We start from the raw sequence: 17516 nt of genomic DNA, 5'->3' as shown, positions 1-17516 counted from the left end.
GCGGCCATTGGGGCCGCCATGCGGAAGCTTGCGCATTTGTGCTTCGGTGTCGTCAAAACTGGACGGGCATACGAGGCAAATTTTGCCGTTCAGGCTTGACGATCAAGACGGTATCTACGCATATGCACCTGTGAAGGTAGGGCGGATAAGCGCGCAAGCGCGCATCCGCCATGCACGCCACCACCCTGCGCCTAACACCCCGGCGCCCCCCGCGCCCGTGTATCATCATGCTTTCCCCAGCCGCCGCCCGTGCCCCATGAACGAAGACATCCTGATTAACATCACCCCGCAAGAAACGCGCGTCGCGCTGATCCTGCAAGGCGCCGTACAGGAACTGCACATCGAGCGCACGCTCACGCGCGGCCTGGCTGGCAATGTCTACTCCGGCAAGGTGGTGCGGGTCCTGCCCGGCATGCAATCGGCATTCATCGACATCGGCCTCGAACGCGCCGCCTTCCTGCACGTGGCCGACATCTGGGAAGCCCGCAGCCACGACGGCGCCAACGTCGCCCCTACCCCGATCGAAAAGATCCTGTTCGACGGCCAGGTGCTGACCGTACAGGTCATCAAGGACCCGATCGGCACCAAGGGCGCGCGCCTGTCGACGCAGATCTCGATCGCCGGCCGCATGCTGGTGTACCTGCCGCAGGACTGCCATATCGGCATCTCGCAGAAAATCGAAAAAGAGTCCGACCGTGAACTGCTGCGCACGCGCCTGCAAAGCCTGCTGCCCGCCGACGAAAAAGGCGGCTACATCGTGCGCACGATGGCCGAGGAAGCGCCAGACGCCGACCTCGCCGCCGACGTCGACTACCTGCGCAAAACCTGGGCCGCCATCGTGCACGGCGCGCGCACCCGCCCTGCCACCAGCCTGCTGTACCAGGACCTGAACCTGGCCCAGCGCGTGATGCGCGATTTCGTGCACGACGAGACGGCGGTCATCCAGGTCGACTCGCGCGAGAACTACGTCAAGCTGGTGGAGTTCGCGCAGGCGTACACGCCAAGCGTGTTGTCGCGCCTCCAGCACTACACAGGCGAGCGCCCGCTGTTCGACCTGTACGGCGTCGAGGAAGAGATCCTGCGCGCGCTGGGCCGCCGCGTCGATCTCAAGTCCGGCGGCTACCTGATCGTCGACCAGACCGAGGCGATGACCACCATCGACGTGAACACGGGCGGCTTTGTTGGCGGGCGCAATTTTGCGGACACGATCTTCAAGACCAACCTGGAAGCGGCGCACGCGATCGCGCGCCAGCTTCGCCTGCGTAACCTGGGCGGCATCATCATCCTCGACTTCATCGACATGGAGAACAACGAGCATCGCAATGCGGTGCTGGCGGAGTTGAAGAAGGCACTGGCGCGCGACCGCACCAAGGTGTCGGTGTCGGGCTTCTCGGCGCTTGGCCTGGTGGAGATGACGAGGAAGCGCACGCGCGAGTCGCTGGCGCATATCTTGTGCGAGCCCTGCCCTGCGTGCTCGGGCAAAGGCCAGGTAAAGACCAGCCGCACGATCTGCTACGAGATCCTGCGCGAACTGCTGCGCGAGGCGAAGCAGTTCAATCCGCGCGAATTCCGCATCCTCGCTTCACAGGAAGTGGTCGACCTGTTCCTTGAGGAAGAATCACAGCACCTGGCGATGCTGGGTGACTTCATCGGCAAGCGCATTTCACTTCAGGTGGAAAACAGCTATCACCAGGAACAGTACGACGTTATCCTGATGTGACAAGTTTTACCGTCGCTCAGTCCAGCGACGCCAAAAACTCACTCAGGCGCGAGACCTCAACCGGTTTCGTAAAATGCATATCGAATCCGGCCTCTTCTGCACGGGCCAGGTCATCTTTCGCGCCCCATCCGGAAACAGCAACGATCGTGCTGCGCGCCAGGCCTTCCATCGTCCGGAGCCGGCGCGCCACTTCATAGCCGGTCATGCCCGGCATGCCGATGTCGAGGAATACGACTTCGGGACGGAACTGCCCGGCGAGCTGCAGCGCCTCCGGCCCATCGTGCGCAACCCGCAAGTCATGCCCCTGCATCTCGAGCAGCGCGGCGAGCGTCAGCGCCGCATCCACGTTATCGTCCGTCACCAGGATGCGGAAAGTTTTCGTTGCCGCTCCAGCCGCTCCCAGGCTATCCGCGCCAGCGCCTCCGGCTACCGTTTCCAGGTCAAGCGGCAGCCTGACGACGAAAGTGCTGCCCTTGCCTGCGCCCTCGCTGCTGGCGGCAACCGTGCCCCCATGCAGGGCGACCAGCTGGCGCACCAGCGACAGGCCGATGCCCAGTCCACCCTGGGCGAGATCCATGTTGCGCCCCACCTGGCTGAACATATCGAACACCGACTCCAGCGATTCCTCGGGAATACCGATCCCGCTATCAATTACCGAAATGACCGCGTCGTCGCCGTCCCGCTGGACAGTGAGTGTGATGCTGCCGCCGTGCGGCGTGTATTTCGCCGCATTCGTCAGCAGGTTGCCGATCACCTGGGAAATGCGGGTGGCGTCCGCATTCACCGGCAGCGGTGCCGCATGCAGCTTCAGGCTGAATTCGTGTCCGCCTTGTTCGATCAAAGGAAGGCTGGTCTCGACGGCGTTCGACACAATGCCCTTCAAGTCGACCAATTCCCTCTTGATATCGACTTTGCCATTGGTTACGCGGGCAATATCCAGCAAGTCGTCAATCAGGTGCGACAGCTGCGTGACCTGGCGCTCGATGATGCCGCGCACGTTCGTGACCGTATCCGGATTGTCGGCGCGCCTGCGCATGATCTCCAGCCCGGTCAATATCGGCGCCAGTGGATTGCGCAGTTCATGCGCGAGGACCGCAAGGAATTCGCTGAGGTTCTTGTTTGACTTCGTTACCTCGTCGAGCAGGCCACGCTGGTTCGCTTCGGACAGCCGGAGCGCGGCTTCGGTACGCTTGAAATTATCGATGTTGGTGACAACGGATACCTGCCCGCTCGGCTGATTATCACTGTTCAACAGCGGGACGGCGGCAACCTGTGTCCAGATCTCGGCTCCGTCATCACTTGTGTGCAGCGCTTCAATGCCCGGCACGATCCGTTCGCCGCGCAGGGCGCGCGCACCCGGGAAGTCCGAGCGCGCAAAAGGGCGGCCGTCAGCGTGCTCAGCTTTCCAGCGGTGGTGGCGTGCATCATCGAGCGACGGCATGATGTTGGTGGGAAGGTACTGGTGCATTTCCTGGTTGGAAAGCACAAGTTGTCCAGCCTGGTTGACCACGGCGACGCCGACGGGCAACGCCTCGAAGACGGCGGAGAGCATGCCTTGGGTCGCATGGAGCGCCTTTTCCGCTTCCTTGCGATCGGTGATATCGAGGACACTGCCAACGAATCCAAGGAAGTCGCCGTTTGCGGAAAACCGTGGGCGGCCGGCGTCGATGACCCAGCGGTAGTGGCCATTTACATGCAAGATCCGATGTTCGAGGCTGAATTCCTTCTTTTGCGTATTGGCCGCCAGGAAGGCGTCGGTCGCCGCCTGCCGTTCATCAGGGTGAATCGCTTCGGTCCAGCCGAGACCTTGCCCGTCTTCCTTGCTCTGCCCCGTAAATTCAAGCCATCCGCGCGAGAGAAAGGAGCAGTTGCCGTCCGGCTCGGTGACCCAGAGCATGGCGGGCGCCGCGTCGGCAATGTCCAGGAATCGCAACTCGTTGCGATTGAGCTCCTCCGTTTGACGCACGCGATCTGGCTCGGAACCGGGTTGTTGTTGAGTTTGCATAGGTCTTGAACGCTTATACTGTTACGCCGCCTGGTCGCCATGCCACCCCGGCGTTGGGCTGAAGGGCGAAACAGTACCACAAGCTAAAGTGGTGCTCATGGAAAATTTCCAAGCGGATCGCAGCCCGCCTCATACGGGGGCCGATGCGGCGTCGGGGGGCTTAACCGGCAGCCGTACCGTGAACGTCGTACCCGCACCAGGTGGGGAATCGACCTCGATCCGTCCCCCGTGCTTGTTGACGATGCTGTACGACAGCGACAGGCCTAGCCCGGTGCCACTACCCACCGGCTTGGTGGTGAAGAACGGCTCGAAAATACGGTTCAGGTTTTCAGGAGGAATGCCGCAGCCGGAGTCGCTGATCGCCACCCAGACCCAGCCATCCGCGGCGCCCGTGCGGATCGTGATCAGGCCATTGGCCGTAATAGCATGCGCTGCATTCACGAGCAGGTTCATGAACACCTGGTTCAGCTGCGACGCCATGCACGTGACCTCGGGAAGCTGGCCGTAGTGCTTCTCGACGGTGGCCTTGTACCGGATCTCGTTCGAGACGATGTTGAGCGTGCTGTCTATGCCCTGGTGCAGGTCAGCCGGCTGCCAGTCGGTCTCGCCCACGTGCGAGAAATCTTTGAGCGCCTGGACGATATCCTTCACCCGCTTGAGCCCGTCCATCGATTCGCGGATCAGGTCTGCGGTATCTTCCTTGAGGAAATCGACTTCGGCGTTCCGGCGTATTTCCGCCAGCTTGCGCGCCACGGAGGAGCCCGGCGCTGCGCCCGACACCGCCTCGTCGAATCCCTCGATGACGCCAAACAGGGTCACCAGGTAGTTCTTCAGCGTGCCCATGTTGGAGCTGACGAAGCCGACCGGGTTGTTGATCTCGTGCGCAATGCCGGCCGCGAGCTGGCCGATCGACGCCATCTTTTCCGACTGCAGCAGCTGGTCATGGGCTTCACGCAGGCGCGCGATCAGCTGCAGCTGCTCTTCGCCCCTGGCGTGCAGCGCCAGCTGCATCTGCACCCGCTCGGTAATGTCGCTCATCGAGCCGATCACTTCCAGCGGCGCGCCGTTCTCGTCGCGGATCAGGCGCAGGTCGTCATGCATCCACAGGAATTCGCCGTTGGCCGCGCGGAAGCGGTATTCGTAAGTCCGCTCGCCTTCGACAAACAGCTGGGCGAGGCTGGAGAAAATGCCCGGCGCATCGTCTGGATGGAGATGGTCGAACCAGAAGTTGGGGTCGGCGGTCATCTCCTCGGACCGATAGCCAAGGACGTTGAACACGTTCTTGCTGACGAAGGTCATCTTGAAGTCGCCGGTCGGCACCGAGCTGTAGATGATGGCCGGGGTATTGTCGATCAGGTATTGAAGACGTACGAGTGGGGGCGCGGCCTGCGTTGCGACTGGCGCACCGCTGGAAAAGGAATCGAAATCTTCAAATTGCGTAGACATGATGGTGCTCGGAGTAAAGACGCCCACGTCCATTATGGCGGGGTTTGTCAGGGTGCGCCGGGTTATTGCAGCGCAAGCTTTGGCGCTGTGCCAATTCTGCGACGGCGGCATGGCCAAGCCCTGCTAATATTCCCTATTGGCATGTCATTTTGACCTGCCTTCCAGACACCGAGACGCAATGGTCCAACCGAAAACCCTACTGCTGGTGGCGCTGCTGAGCCTCGCCGCCACATCGCAGGCGCGCCGCCCCGCCGACCAGCCTGGCAACTTTGATTACTATGCGGTGGCGCTGAGCTGGTCGCCGTCATACTGCGCAACCCGCAACGACCCCGACCAGTGCGCCACCGGCCGCCGGCTCGGCTTTGTCCTGCACGGCCTGTGGCCCCAGTACGAGCGCGGCTATCCGGAGAACTGCTCGACCGAAAAACTGCCGCGCCACGTGAAGGACCAATACAGTTCGCTGTTCCCGTCCGAGCGGCTGGCAGAGCATGAGTGGAAGAAGCACGGCAGTTGTTCGGGGCTTGATCCGGCCGGCTACTTCATCCTGTCCGGTAAGTTGAAGAACCAGGTGGCGATCCCGCGCGCTTTCCAGCAACCCACGTCCCCCGTGCGCGTCAGCTACGGCGAGTTCGTCCAGGCGTTCAAGGCGGCCAACCCGCAGATGCAGCAGTATTCCGTGCTGCCCTTCTGCGCCGCTGGCGGGCGCTACCTGCGCGAAGTCCATGTCTGCTACGACAAGCGCGGCGCCTCGCGCAGTTGCAGCGAGGGTCAGGTCAAGCGCTCGTACAGCAGCTGCCGACAAGAAACTTTCGTGCTTCAAAACGTGCGCTGACCAATTCGGGGTAAGCTCACCGTTCGAAAACATGGAGGGCTACATGAACATCCTGATGGTGCTGACGTCACACGACAAGCTCGGTGACACCGGAAAGAAGACCGGTTTCTGGCTGGAAGAATTCGCCGCGCCCTATTACGTTTTCAAGGATGCCGGCGCAAAGATCACGCTCGCGTCTCCCAAGGGCGGCCAGCCGCCGCTCGATCCCAAGAGCGACGAGCCCGATGCGCAGACCGAAGCGACCAAGCGCTTCAAATCCGACCCGGACGGCCAGAAGGCGCTGGCCAACACTGTTCCGCTGGGCGACGTCTCCGACAAGGACTATGACGCCGTGTTCTATCCCGGCGGCCACGGCCCCTTGTGGGACCTCGCGACCGACCAGCGCTCGATCAAGCTGATCGAAGACATGTACGCGGATGGCAAGGTCGTCGCGGCGGTCTGCCACGCCCCTGCCGCGCTGCTCAACGCCAGTGGGCCCGACGGCAGTCCGCTGGTGCGCCACAAGCGCGTGACGGGCTTTACCAACAGCGAGGAGGAAGGAGTGCAGCTGACCGACATCGTGCCCTTCCTGCTGGAGGACGCGCTGCTGGAAAACGGTGGCCGCTACAGCAAAGGCCCCGACTGGGAGCCTTACATCATCACCGAAGGCAGCCTGGTGACCGGCCAGAACCCGGCGTCATCCGAGGCAGCCGCCAAGGAGGTACTGCGCTTGCTCGGCGCGCGCCGGTAAAGCTTAGCGCGGCAACGGGAAGAACAGCTGCTGTCCAGCGGGCCGGAAGGAGGCGATTCTTTGCTGGCCTTCCGGCGATGTGATCCAGTCGATCAGCATCTTCGCGCCTTTGTAATTCACCCCGGGATGGCGCGCCGGGTTCACCGCGATGATGCCGTAGGGGTTGTACATCTTGCTGTCGCCTTCGACCAGCACGGCAAGGCCCGTCCTCGCCTTGTAGGCGCCGTAGGTGGCGCGGTCCGTCAGCGTGTAGGCCTGGAGTTCCGCGGCCATCGTCAGCACTTCGCCCATGCCGAGGCCGGCCGAGATGTACTTGCCCGCCGCCGGCTGCGTGCCGGCCAGCTTCCAGTACGATCTTTCCATCGCGTCGGTGCCGGAATTGTCGCCGCGCGAAATAAATTTTACGCCGCTGGCGGCGATGGTCCTGAATGCGGCGACGACGTCCTTGCTGCCCTTGACCCGCGCCGGATCAGCGGTTGGTCCCGCGACGATGAAGTCGTTGTACATCACGTCGCGGCGGTCGGTGCCGTAGCCTTGCGCGACAAATTTATCTTCCGCGGCGCGCGCATGCACCAGCGTGACGTCGACGTCGCCGTTCTTTGCCAGTTCCAGCGCCTTGCCGGTCCCGACCGAGATCACATGGACCTTCGTGCCGGTCTTCGCTTCGAAGGCGGGCAGCAGGTGGGCCAGCAGGCCGGAGCTCTCGGTGCTGGTGGTGGTGGAGAGCCGAATGACTTGCTGGGCGTGGGCAAATGGTGCAAACGCGAGCGATGCGAGAACAATCAGGGTCAGGCGATTCATGGGTTCTTTCCGATGTCGTCGTTCCCGCGAAAGCGGGAATGACGTGTTAGGTTACGAGTGCGATCGAAGGACCGTCACGATCAGCGTTACGCCGCTCAAGCCTTCCATCGCGCAGCTTCAAACGCGCGACTCCCGGCAGAGCGATCAAATCACGGTCATGGCAAGCCATCACCACGCAGGCGCCTCCCCTGACCAGTTGCGGTATCAACGCCAGCACCTGTTCGCGCGCCGCGCCATCCAGGTTCGCGGTCGGCTCATCGAGCAGCAGCAATCTCGGTTCCAGCACACGCGCCCGCGCCAGCGCGATGCGCTGCTTCTCCCCGCCCGACAAGCGCGACGGATCGCTGCCGCGCAGGTGCGCTACGCCAGCCCATTCCATCGCCGCATCCACCAGCCGCGCCACCTGCGCTTTTGGCATGCCGCGTGCCACCAGCCCGTAGCCGATGTTCGCGCTCACGCTGGTGGAGAACATTACCGGATGCTGGTGAACATAGACGACGGCGGCGCGCATGAGCGGTGGGTACGGCGCCAGGGTCGTCGCCTGCGAGTCAAACACCACGCCCTCGGCCTGCGCGCCTTCCAGTCCCGCCAATACCCGCAACAACGTACTCTTGCCGGCGCCGTTCACGCCGGTGAGCACGTAGGCGCGGCCGGCGTCGAGCGAGAGGCGTTCGATATCGAATTGGACGCGCTCACCGAAGCACTTGCGCAGGCGCGCTATGCGAAGCAAGGTGCTCATGCCCTTCCCCTCGCCGCGTGCGCATCGCCTTGCAGCAGCATCAGCGCGCCGTTCATCAGCAGCGCTATCGCCACCAGCACGATGCCAAGTGCGATCCCCTGCGCGAATTCGCCCTTGCTGGTCTCCAGCGCAATGGCGGTGGTGATCGTGCGCGTTTCGCCAGCGATGTTCCCGCCCACCATCAGCGCGCAGCCGACTTCGGAGATCACCCGCCCGAAGCCGCTGATCACGGCAGCCATGACGCCGAAACGCACTTCATGCAGCACCGTTGCCATCACCCGCCACGGCGAAGCGCCATGGGCAATCGCGGTCTCGGCAAAGCGCGGGTCGGCCGCCTGCACCGCGGCGAGCGTAAAGGCCACCAGCACCGGCATCGCAATGATGAACTGGCCGAGGATGATGCCCGGCTGGGTGAACAGCCACTGCAGCGCGCCCCACGGGCCCTGGCGCGACAGCAGCAGGTACAGCAGCAGTCCGATCAACACCGTCGGCAGCGACAGTGCGGCCTGTGACAGCCAGATGGCGATACGCCGGCCGGGAAAGCGGTAGCTGGCGATCGCATACCCGAGCAGCACCGCGACCGGCGTGGCGAACAGCAGTCCGAGCACGCTGGTTTTGAGGGACACCCAGATAATCTGCCACAACGTCGCATCTCCCGACACGAGCAGTCCGAAGGCGGCGGCGGTGGCGTCGGCGAGGGACATCAGGCGATGCGGGGCGCTACCTCGAGCAGCTGCGGCTCGAAATCGATCTTGTCATGCCCCGTCAATAAGAGGAAGTGCTTGCCGGTGCAGCGCGCCAGCAGGGTCATGCCTACCTTGCCGGCCACCATATGGCCCATCTGGGTCGTGCCCGAGCGCGACAGCAGGAAGGGGATGCCCATCTGCGCGCCCTTGATCACCATTTCAGATGTCAGCCGCCCGGTCGTGTAGAACACCTTGTCGCCGCCTTCGAGCTGTTCAAGCCACATCTTGCCTGCAATGGCGTCCACCGCGTTGTGGCGGCCGACGTCTTCGAAGAAGTACAGCAGTTCGCCGTCCTTCGAGAACAGCGCGCAGCCGTGCACCGACCCGGCCTGCTTGTAGATCGACTGCTGCGTGCGGATAGTTTCGACGATGCGGTAGATGGTCGACTGGCGCAGCCGCGCATCCGGCGGCAGCGAGATCTGTTCGATGTCGTCCATCAGCCCGCCGAACACCGAGCCCTGGCCGCAGCCGGTCGTCACCACCTTTTTCGACGTGCGCTCTTCCACGTCGGCGATGCCGTTGCGCGTGACGACCGCCACCGCATCAACCGACCAGTCGACCTGCACCGAGACGATGTCCTCGATCGACTTGACCAGCCGCTGGTTGCGCAGGTAGCCCAGGGTCAGCGCTTCCGGCGCGCCGCCCAGCGTCATCAAGGTGACCAGTTCGCGCTTGTCGACATACACGGTCAGCGGCCGTTCCGCCGGAATGGCGATCACCGAACGGCGGCCGCGTTCGTCCACCACCTCGACGTCGTGCGTGAGGCTGGCGGCGGCTTCCGACAGTTGCGGCCTGTACCGGAATGGCGAATTTGTCATGCTGGTGATTGTGCCATGTCTTCCAGTATCTGTCCGCCACCGTACGAACCCTGTTCTTCGACCTGCCCGCCAAGCGCCACCTTGATCGCGCAATACTTGAACTCCGGAATCTTTCCGTACGGATCGAGAGCAGCATTGGTCAACTTGTTGATCGCCGCCTCGTAGTAGCAGAACGGGACGAAGATGGCTCCGCGCGGCGAGCTGTCGTCGGCGCGCGCATACAAGGTTACCTTGCCGCGGCGCGATTCGATCGTAACCACGTCGCCCGGCTTGCCGCCCATCGCGGACAGGTCGAGTGGGTGGACCAGCGCGACCGGGTCGGGCTCGATGGCGTCCAGCACCGTGGCGCGGCGGGTCATGCTGCCGGTGTGCCAGTGCTCCAGCTGGCGGCCGGTGATCAGCACCATCGGGTACTCGGCATCGGGCCGCTCGTTGGCCGGGATGATATCGGCCGGTACGAAGCGTGCGCGGCCCGATTCGCGCGGGAAGGTCTCGGTGAACACCACCGGCTGGCCCGGGTCGCCCTCTTCCGTGCACGGATAGGTGACCGCGTGTTCGCGGTCCAGGCGCTCCCAGGTGATGCCGCCGATGCTAGGCATCGTGTGGCGCATCTCGTCGAACACTTCGGACACGTGGGTGTACTGCCAGTCCAGGCCCAGCTTGTGCGCCATTTGCTGGATGATCCACAGGTCCTGCCTGGCGTCGCCCGGGGGGGCGATGGCCTGGCGGCCGATCTGCACCAGGCGGTCGGTATTGGTGAAGCTGCCGGTTTTTTCCGGGAAGGCCGAAGCCGGCAGGATCACGTCGGCCAGGTAGCAGGTCTCGGTCAGGAAGATGTCCTGCACCACCAGGTGGTCGAGCGCCGCCAGCGATTCGCGCGCGTGGTTGGCGTCGGGGTCGGACATCGCCGGGTTTTCGCCCATGATGTACATGCCGCGCACTTCCTTGCGCAAGATCGCGTCCATGATCTCGACCACGGTCAGGCCTGGCTTGTCGTCCAGGGTTGCGCCCCATGCCTTTTCGAACTTGGCGTGGGCGGCCGCGTTGTCGACGCGCTGGTAGTCGGGGAACATCATCGGGATCAGGCCCGCGTCGGACGCGCCCTGCACGTTGTTCTGGCCGCGCAGCGGATGCAGGCCGGTGCCGGGACGGCCGATCTGGCCGGTCATCAGGGCCAGCGCGATCAGGCAGCGCGCATTGTCGGTGCCGTGGATGTGCTGCGACACGCCCATGCCCCACAGGATCATCGAGCCTTTCGAGGTCGCATACAGGCGCGCTACGTAGCGGATGGTTTCCGCGTCGATGCCGCAGATCGGCGCCATCAGCTCCGGGCTGTAGTCGGCCACGTTCTGTTCCAGCTCGGCGTAGCCGATGGTGCGGCTGGCGATGAAGTCCTTGTCGACCAGGCCTTCGCTGACGATCACGTGCATCATCGCATTGAGCAGCGCCACGTCGGTGTCCGGCTTGAATTGCAGGTAGCGGTGGGCGCTGCGCGCCAGGTCGGATTTGCGCGGATCGCACACCACCAGCTTGGTGCCGTGCTTGATCGCGTTCTTGATCCAGGTTGCCGCGACCGGGTGGTTGACGGTCGGATTGGCGCCAATGACGATCACGACTTCCGCGCGCGTGACGTCCATCACCGGGTTCGATACCGCGCCCGAGCCGATCCCTTCGAGCAGCGCCGCAACCGACGATGCGTGGCACAGGCGCGTGCAGTGGTCGACGTTGTTGCTGCCGAAGCCGGTGCGCACCAGCTTCTGGAACAGGTAGGCTTCCTCGTTGCTGCCCTTGGCCGAGCCGAAGCCTGCCAGCGAGCGCTTGCCGAAAGTGTCGCGGATCTGCGCCAGCTTGCCGCCGGCAAGCTCCAGTGCTTCCTCCCACGTCGCTTCGCGGAACACGTCCATTACGCGGTCCGGGTCCATTGTGAACTCGCCGGTCTTGGGCACGCCCGCGCGGCGGATGAGCGGCTTGGTCAGGCGGTGCGGGTGGTGCGCGTAGTCGAAGCCGTAGCGGCCCTTGACGCACAGGCGGCCGTGGTTGGCGGGGCCGTCGCGTCCCTCGACGTACAAAATCTTGTTGTCCTTGACGTTGTAGGTCAGCTGGCAGCCCACGCCGCAGTACGGGCAGACCGAATCGACCTTCTTGTCGGGGACCGACAGCGCGGCTTCGCGCGCCGGCATCAAGGCGCCGGTCGGGCAGGCCTGTACGCATTCGCCGCAAGCCACGCAGGTCGACGCCCCCATCGGGTCGTCCATGTCGAACACAATCTTGCTCGACTCGCCGCGGAAGGCGAAGCCGATGACGTCGTTGACCTGCTCATCGCGGCAGGCGCGCACGCAGCGCGTGCACTGGATGCAGGCGTCGAGGTTGACCGTGATGGCGGCGTGCGAAGCGTCGCGCTGGACCTGGGCGCGGGCGGCAAAGCGCGGGCGGCCCAAGGCCATTTTCCCGGCCCAGAAATCGAGCTCGTTATGGCGGGTGTACTCGGTTTCTGGCATATCGGACATCAGCAGTTCGAGCACCATCTTTTGCGCCGCAACGGCGCGCTTGCTGTCGGTGCTGACCTTCATGCCCGGCGTCGGGTAGCGGCAGCACGACGGCGCGAGCACGCGCTCGCCGTCGATTTCGACCATGCAGGAACGGCAGTTGCCGACTTCGTCCATGCCCGGCTTGTAGCACAGGCGCGGGATATCGATGCCTTCGCGGTCGGCCACGGCGATCAGCGTTTCGTGGGGAAGCGCTTCGACTTCGCGGCCGTTGATTTCGAACTTGAGGGCGGTCACGTTCATTTGGTCAGCTCATGTGGGAAGTATTGGACTACGCAGTCGAACGGATTTGGCGCCGCCTGCCCCAGGCCGCAGATCGATGCGTCGCGCATCACGTGCGACAGCTCGTCGAGCAGGGTGACGTCCCAGACCGGCTGCTCCATCAGCTGCAGCGCCTTGGCGGTGCCGACGCGGCATGGCGTGCACTGGCCGCACGACTCGTGCTTGAAGAACTTCATGGTGTTGATCGCCGCCGACGTGGCGGTGTCGCGGTCGGACAGCACCACCACCGCCGCCGAGCCGATAAAGCAGCCGTACTGCTGCAGCGTATCGAAATCGAGCGGGATATTGTTCATCGACGCGGGCAAGATGCCGCCCGACGCGCCGCCCGGCAGGTAGGCGTAGAACTGCTGCCCGTCCTGCATGCCGCCGCAGTACTCGTCGATCAGTTCCTGGATCGTGATGCCGGCCGGCGCCAGCTTGACGCCCGGCTCCTTCACGCGGCCCGATACCGAGAACGAACGCAGGCCCTTGCGGCCGTTGCGGCCATGGCTGCTGAACCAGTCGGCGCCCTTTTCCAGGATGTCGCGCACCCAGTGCAGGGTTTCAAAATTGTGTTCCAGCGTAGGCATGCCGAACAGGCCCACCTGCGCCACGTATGGCGGACGCAGGCGCGGCATGCCGCGCTTGCCTTCGATCGATTCGATCATCGCGGATTCTTCGCCGCAGATGTAGGCGCCCGCGCCGCGGCGCAGCACCAGCTTGGGCATGCCGGGCATCGGCGGATCGGCGCGCAGCTTTTCCAGTTCGGCTTCAAGCATCGCGCGGCAGCCGTGGTATTCGTCGCGCAGGTAGATGAAGATGGTCTCGACGTCGACCGCCCAGCCGGCGATCAGCGCGCCTTCGATGAAGCGGTGCGGGTCGCGTTCAAGGTAGTAGCGGTCCTTGAAGGTGCCAGGTTCGCCTTCGTCGATATTCACCGCCATCAGGCGCGGCGCGGGCTCGCTGCGCACGATGCGCCACTTGCGGCCGGCCGGGAAGCCTGCGCCGCCAAGGCCGCGCAGGCCCGAGCTTTCCATCGTGGCGATGACGGATTCAATGTCGTGGACGCCGGCGGCGCAGTCGCGCAGCAGCGTGTAGCCGCCGTTGGCACGGTAAGCTGCATAGTCGACGAAGCCGGTTGGTACATGTTTCGTTTCGCCTGCCGCCACTTTGGCGGCGATGGCGCTGGTGGTCGCAAACGGCACCGGGTGCTGGCCGACCAGCGCCGCGGGCGCCTGCTCGCAGCGGCCAATGCACGGGCTCGGGACAATGCGCACATCGCGGCCCAGAATGGCTGGCAACTTGTCGATCAGGTCGCGTGCGCCGGCCATCTCGCACGAGAGGCCGTCGCAGACGCGCACCGTCAGGGCTGCGGGCGCAGCTTCGCCCTCCTTGACGACGTCAAAGTGGTGATAGAACGTGGCTACCTCATACACCTCGGCCTGGGCGAGCCGCATTTCCTGCGCCAGCGCGGCCAGGTGCGGCGCCGACAGGCAGCCGTAGCGGTCCTGGATCTTGTGCAGGTGCTCGATCAGCAGGTCAGCCTGGCGCGATTCTTCGCCCAGCAGCGCCTGCACCTCAAGCAGCGCCTGTGGGTCGACACGGCGGCCCTTCGGTGCCTGGCGCTTGCGCTCGCGGGAAGCGCCTTGGACTGCGATCGGAATGATGGGGTGGTTCATGTTTTAATCCTGGGTAGTTCAGCTAAACGCGGGGACCGGCCGTGGCCGCCCCCGCGCGATCGATCACATTGTTACTTGAAGAGCACAGACGCCTTCTGCAGCGTGATCCAGATGCCCAGCATCAGCGGGATGCCGACCGCCGCCCATGCGAAGCCCGTCACCAGAGGATTGCTGGCAACAGCGCTGCCGCCACCGCCGCCGACGACGCGCGGACCGTTGGCCGAGGTGATTTCACGCTCATGCGCCAGTTTCTTCTCGGCGGCAAGTTCTTCATCGGTCATGAAGTGCTTGTCGGCCAGCGGGCCGATCATCGCGTTGAGCACCACGCCCAGCGCGATCAGCCCGGCCAGCACGTACATCGTCACGTCGTAGGCTTGCGCCTTCGGCACGCCGTTGGCGATCTGGTATTCGCGGATGTAGTTGATCAGGATCGGACCAAGTACACCGGCGGCAGCCCAGGCGGTCAGCAGGCGGCCATGGATCGCGCCGACCATCTGGGTGCCGAACAGGTCAGCCAGGTAGGCAGGCACGGTGGCAAAGCCGCCGCCGTACATCGACAGGATGATACAGATGAAGCCGACAAACAGGGCCAGCTGGCCGGCGTGCGCCATCGACGGAATCGATACGTACAGTATAAACCCGAGGATCAGGAAGACGAAGTAGGTTGCCTTGCGGCCGATGTAGTCGGAGCACGATGCCCAGGCGAAGCGGCCGCCGATGTTGAACAGCGACAGCAGGCCGGTGAAGCCGGCGGCAATCGCGGCGATCTGGCCCTTCTGCGCGGCGTCGAGGTCGTTAAAGCCGAGGTCGACGCCGATCAGGCGGCCGCCGAACACTTCCTGCAGCAGCGGCGAAGCCATGCCCAGGATGCCGATGCCGGCCGAGACGTTCAGGAACAGCACGCCCCAGATCAGCCAGAACTGCGGAATGCCCCAGACGCGGCTGGCGTGCACGTGGCGCGAGGTGATCATGGTGTTGGCGCTAGGCGCCGGCGGGGTCCAGCCTTCAGGCTTCCAGCCGGTGGCGGGTACGCGGTAGGTCATTGCGCCGGCGACCATGAACACGAAGTAGATCGCGGCCAGGGCCAGGAAGGTTTCCCAGACGCCGACGGACGTGGCGGTGGCGAAGTGCTTCATCAGCTGGTCGGCCAGCGGAGCGCCGATCATCGCGCCGCCGCCGAAGCCCATGATGGCCATGCCGGTCGCCATGCCGCGGCGGTCCGGGAACCATTTGATCAGGGTAGAGACGGGCGAAATGTAGCCGAGGCCCAGGCCAATGCCGCCAATGACGCCGGAACCGAGCCACATCAGCCAGATCTGGTGGGTGTAGATGCCGAGGGCCGAGATGACCAGGCCGCCGCACCAGCAAATGGCCGAGACCAGGCCTGCCTTGCGCGGGCCTGCGTGCTCGAGCCAGCCGCCGAACAGCCACGCGGCCAGGCCAAGGAAGACGAAGAACAGGGTATACATCCAGCCCAGCATCGAGATCTTCCAGTCGCACGTGCTCGACATGATCTGCGCCATAAAGCTCATGTCCGCCGAACAGGCCAGGGATTCGGTGATGCCGATTGCTTTCGACAGCGGCAGCCAGAATACGGAGAAGCCGTACGCCATGCCGATGCACAGGTGAATTGCCAGCGCTGCGGGCGGGACCAGCCAGCGGTTAAACCCCGGGCCCGCAATCGTGTGTTTCTTATCCAGAAAATCCAGAAAAGCCATTGTCTCGCTCCACTATTTTATTTGACGTCGAATATGCTTTATAAAGCATATATCCTGTACAACTTTTATTGTTTTTGGAGGGTATCATGATGCAATTGGGATAAAAATAGGCTATTTAAAGCATATGCTAAAGGTAAATATCCGCCCTCACTGGGAAATCAGTTTCGGTGCGCAGCCGGCGATGGATACGGCCGCGCTGCTCGGCTTATTGCTCGGCATTCAGGAAACCGGCTCGATCGCGCAAGGGGCCAAGTCGGTCAAGCTGTCCTACCGTTACGCCTGGGGATTACTGCGCGAAGCCGAAACCCTGTTCGGCGAAAGCCTGCTGGCGACCGGCCGCGGGCGCGGTACACAGCTGACGGCGCTGGCGCAAAAGCTGGTGTGGGCCGACCGCCGCATTTCGGCGCGCCTGTCGCCGACGCTCGACAGCCTGGCGTCTGAACTCGAAAGCGAGCTGGGAAAAATCACCGCCGAAAAGCTGCGCATGATCCGCATGGACGCCAGCCACGGCTTTGCGGTGGCGGCGCTGATGGTCCACCTGAACAAGGTCGAGCTGCCGGTGGAACTGCGCTACCGCAACAGCACGGATGCCGTGGCGGCGCTGGCGCGGCGCGAGTGCGACCTGGCGGGCTTCCACGTGCCGACCGGGGAGTTCGAACAAGAGATGCTGGACGTGTACATGCGTTGGCTCGACCCTGAGCAGCACTGCCTGATCCACCTGGCGGTACGCGACCAGGGCCTGTTCGTGGCGGCGGGAAACCCGCTCGGGATCAAGGGCGTGGAGGACCTGGCGCGGCCGGACGTGCGCTTCGTCAACCGTCAGAACGGATCGGGCACGCGCACCCTGCTGTCGTTGATGCTCAATGCGGCCGGGGTCCCGTGCAAGAGCATCACCGGATTCCACAACGCCGAGTTCACGCATTCGGCAGTGGCCGCCTATATCGCCAGCGGAATGGCCGATGTGGGCGTCGGCGTGCGCACGGCGGCGCAGCGCTTCAACCTTGATTTCATTCCGCTGGTGCGCGAGCGCTATTTCTTCGCGCTGTCGAAAGCGGCGGTGCAGGAGCCGCTGATGCAGCAGATGATCGGGGTGCTGCAGCTGCCGGAGTACCACGCGGTAGTGGACAAGCTGACGGGATATGACGCTGCCGACACCGGGCGCATCCTGACGCTCGACGAGGCGTTCGGTCCGCGGCCGGCGGCTTAGCGGCGGCGCTTTTTCCAGTTGTAGTCTGGGCCGGTGACGTCGACGCCGGGGTGGCCGACCAAGTCCGGGTGCTCGGACGACATGGTGACGAAGCAGACGCCCTCGCCTGCGCGCTGGCGCTTGCGCAAGCCTTCCATGAAGGTCATGGCCGCGATCATTTCGGAAGTGTCGAAGGCCTCGGAGTGAGGCGTGTTTTTGCCGCCTTCGACTATCGTCCAGTACACCATGTACATCGCGCTGCTCCGTTTGGTTGCGATGGCTTAATCGT

At 63.9% G+C, this 17516-nt stretch carries 14 protein-coding genes; 4 read left to right on the top strand and 10 right to left on the bottom strand.

Annotated elements, in window-relative coordinates:
- The first annotated feature begins 256 nt into the window (after positions 1–256).
- Entirely contained in the window at positions 257–1720 is a 1464-nt protein-coding gene (gene rng / locus LMJ30_RS21440; RefSeq protein ID WP_229434617.1) for a ribonuclease G, read from the top strand.
- Between the two features lie 16 nt (positions 1721–1736).
- Here the strand turns inward: rng and LMJ30_RS21435 are convergent, their stop codons facing one another.
- Positions 1737–3725: a hybrid sensor histidine kinase/response regulator gene (locus LMJ30_RS21435; protein ID WP_229434616.1), complete on the bottom strand. Its 1989-nt coding sequence runs from the start codon at positions 3723–3725 to the stop codon at positions 1737–1739.
- A 129-nt stretch (positions 3726–3854) separates the two neighbouring features.
- On the bottom strand, positions 3855–5171 hold the full coding sequence (locus tag LMJ30_RS21430; RefSeq protein WP_229434615.1) for an ATP-binding protein: 1317 nt from the start codon (positions 5169–5171) through the stop codon (positions 3855–3857).
- A gap of 178 nt (positions 5172–5349) precedes the next feature.
- On the opposite strand from LMJ30_RS21430, the gene LMJ30_RS21425 reads away from it, so the two are divergent.
- Positions 5350–6003, top strand: coding sequence for a ribonuclease T2 family protein (locus LMJ30_RS21425; RefSeq protein ID WP_229434614.1), 654 nt, complete (start codon positions 5350–5352; stop codon positions 6001–6003).
- A gap of 43 nt (positions 6004–6046) precedes the next feature.
- On the top strand, positions 6047–6733 hold the full coding sequence (locus tag LMJ30_RS21420) for a type 1 glutamine amidotransferase domain-containing protein (protein ID WP_229434613.1): 687 nt from the start codon (positions 6047–6049) through the stop codon (positions 6731–6733).
- A 3-nt stretch (positions 6734–6736) separates the two neighbouring features.
- On the opposite strand, the gene LMJ30_RS21415 is transcribed toward LMJ30_RS21420, so the two are convergent.
- From LMJ30_RS21415 to LMJ30_RS21385, 7 genes are all read right to left on the bottom strand, one after another.
- Positions 6737–7534, bottom strand: coding sequence for an ABC transporter substrate-binding protein (locus tag LMJ30_RS21415; protein WP_229434612.1), 798 nt, complete (start codon positions 7532–7534; stop codon positions 6737–6739).
- A 46-nt stretch (positions 7535–7580) separates the two neighbouring features.
- On the bottom strand, positions 7581–8273 hold the full coding sequence (locus LMJ30_RS21410) for an energy-coupling factor ABC transporter ATP-binding protein (RefSeq protein ID WP_229434611.1): 693 nt from the start codon (positions 8271–8273) through the stop codon (positions 7581–7583).
- Complete coding sequence (locus tag LMJ30_RS21405; RefSeq protein ID WP_229434610.1) at positions 8270–8977, bottom strand: ABC transporter permease; 708 nt, start codon at positions 8975–8977, stop codon at positions 8270–8272. Before LMJ30_RS21405 ends, LMJ30_RS21410 begins: the two co-directional genes overlap by 4 nt.
- Complete coding sequence (locus LMJ30_RS21400; protein WP_229434609.1) at positions 8977–9837, bottom strand: formate dehydrogenase accessory sulfurtransferase FdhD; 861 nt, start codon at positions 9835–9837, stop codon at positions 8977–8979. The genes LMJ30_RS21405 and LMJ30_RS21400 overlap by 1 nt, the downstream gene beginning before the upstream one ends.
- Positions 9834–12626 carry a formate dehydrogenase subunit alpha gene (gene fdhF / locus LMJ30_RS21395; protein ID WP_229434608.1) on the bottom strand — a complete coding sequence of 931 codons (2793 nt, stop codon included), beginning with the start codon at positions 12624–12626 and terminating at the stop codon, positions 9834–9836. Before fdhF ends, LMJ30_RS21400 begins: the two co-directional genes overlap by 4 nt.
- Entirely contained in the window at positions 12623–14323 is a 1701-nt protein-coding gene (locus LMJ30_RS21390; RefSeq protein ID WP_229434607.1) for an NAD(P)H-dependent oxidoreductase subunit E, read from the bottom strand. Before LMJ30_RS21390 ends, fdhF begins: the two co-directional genes overlap by 4 nt.
- A 71-nt stretch (positions 14324–14394) precedes the next feature.
- Entirely contained in the window at positions 14395–16041 is a 1647-nt protein-coding gene (locus LMJ30_RS21385) for an OFA family MFS transporter (protein WP_229434606.1), read from the bottom strand.
- 124 nt (positions 16042–16165) lie between these two features.
- On the opposite strand from LMJ30_RS21385, the gene LMJ30_RS21380 reads away from it, so the two are divergent.
- A complete protein-coding gene (locus tag LMJ30_RS21380; protein ID WP_229434605.1) occupies positions 16166–17248 on the top strand; it encodes a substrate-binding domain-containing protein in 1083 nt (360 codons plus the stop codon).
- Here LMJ30_RS21380 and LMJ30_RS21375 read toward each other — a convergent pair.
- Positions 17245–17481 (bottom strand): hypothetical protein, encoded by a 237-nt coding sequence (locus LMJ30_RS21375; RefSeq protein ID WP_229434604.1) that lies wholly within the window; start codon positions 17479–17481, stop codon positions 17245–17247. The genes LMJ30_RS21380 and LMJ30_RS21375 overlap by 4 nt on opposite strands.
- Between the last annotated feature and the right edge of the window lie 35 nt (positions 17482–17516).

It is taken from the genome of Massilia agrisoli (assembly GCF_020831365.1).
Taxonomy (GTDB): Bacteria; Pseudomonadota; Gammaproteobacteria; order Burkholderiales; family Burkholderiaceae_D; genus Telluria_A; species Telluria_A agrisoli.
The sequence above is the reverse complement of the archived record's forward strand: the minus strand, read 5'-3'. Positions and strand labels throughout refer to the sequence as shown.

Excerpts from the sequence above, each read along its gene's own strand:
- LMJ30_RS21390 (WP_229434607.1), bottom strand. The coding sequence starts at position 14,323 with ATGAACCACCCCATCATTCCGATCGCAGTCCAAGGCGCTTCCCGCGAG.
- LMJ30_RS21400 (WP_229434609.1), bottom strand. The coding sequence starts at position 9,837 with ATGACAAATTCGCCATTCCGGTACAGGCCGCAACTGTCGGAAGCCGCC.
- rng (WP_229434617.1), top strand. The coding sequence starts at position 257 with ATGAACGAAGACATCCTGATTAACATCACCCCGCAAGAAACGCGCGTC.
- fdhF (WP_229434608.1), bottom strand. The coding sequence starts at position 12,626 with ATGAACGTGACCGCCCTCAAGTTCGAAATCAACGGCCGCGAAGTCGAA.
- LMJ30_RS21380 (WP_229434605.1), top strand. The coding sequence starts at position 16,166 with ATGCTAAAGGTAAATATCCGCCCTCACTGGGAAATCAGTTTCGGTGCG.
- LMJ30_RS21385 (WP_229434606.1), bottom strand. The coding sequence starts at position 16,041 with ATGGCTTTTCTGGATTTTCTGGATAAGAAACACACGATTGCGGGCCCG.
- LMJ30_RS21435 (WP_229434616.1), bottom strand. The coding sequence starts at position 3,725 with ATGCAAACTCAACAACAACCCGGTTCCGAGCCAGATCGCGTGCGTCAA.
- LMJ30_RS21420 (WP_229434613.1), top strand. The coding sequence starts at position 6,047 with ATGAACATCCTGATGGTGCTGACGTCACACGACAAGCTCGGTGACACC.
- LMJ30_RS21430 (WP_229434615.1), bottom strand. The coding sequence starts at position 5,171 with ATGTCTACGCAATTTGAAGATTTCGATTCCTTTTCCAGCGGTGCGCCA.
- LMJ30_RS21405 (WP_229434610.1), bottom strand. The coding sequence starts at position 8,977 with ATGTCCCTCGCCGACGCCACCGCCGCCGCCTTCGGACTGCTCGTGTCG.
- LMJ30_RS21425 (WP_229434614.1), top strand. The coding sequence starts at position 5,350 with ATGGTCCAACCGAAAACCCTACTGCTGGTGGCGCTGCTGAGCCTCGCC.
- LMJ30_RS21415 (WP_229434612.1), bottom strand. The coding sequence starts at position 7,534 with ATGAATCGCCTGACCCTGATTGTTCTCGCATCGCTCGCGTTTGCACCA.
- LMJ30_RS21375 (WP_229434604.1), bottom strand. The coding sequence starts at position 17,481 with ATGTACATGGTGTACTGGACGATAGTCGAAGGCGGCAAAAACACGCCT.
- LMJ30_RS21410 (WP_229434611.1), bottom strand. The coding sequence starts at position 8,273 with ATGAGCACCTTGCTTCGCATAGCGCGCCTGCGCAAGTGCTTCGGTGAG.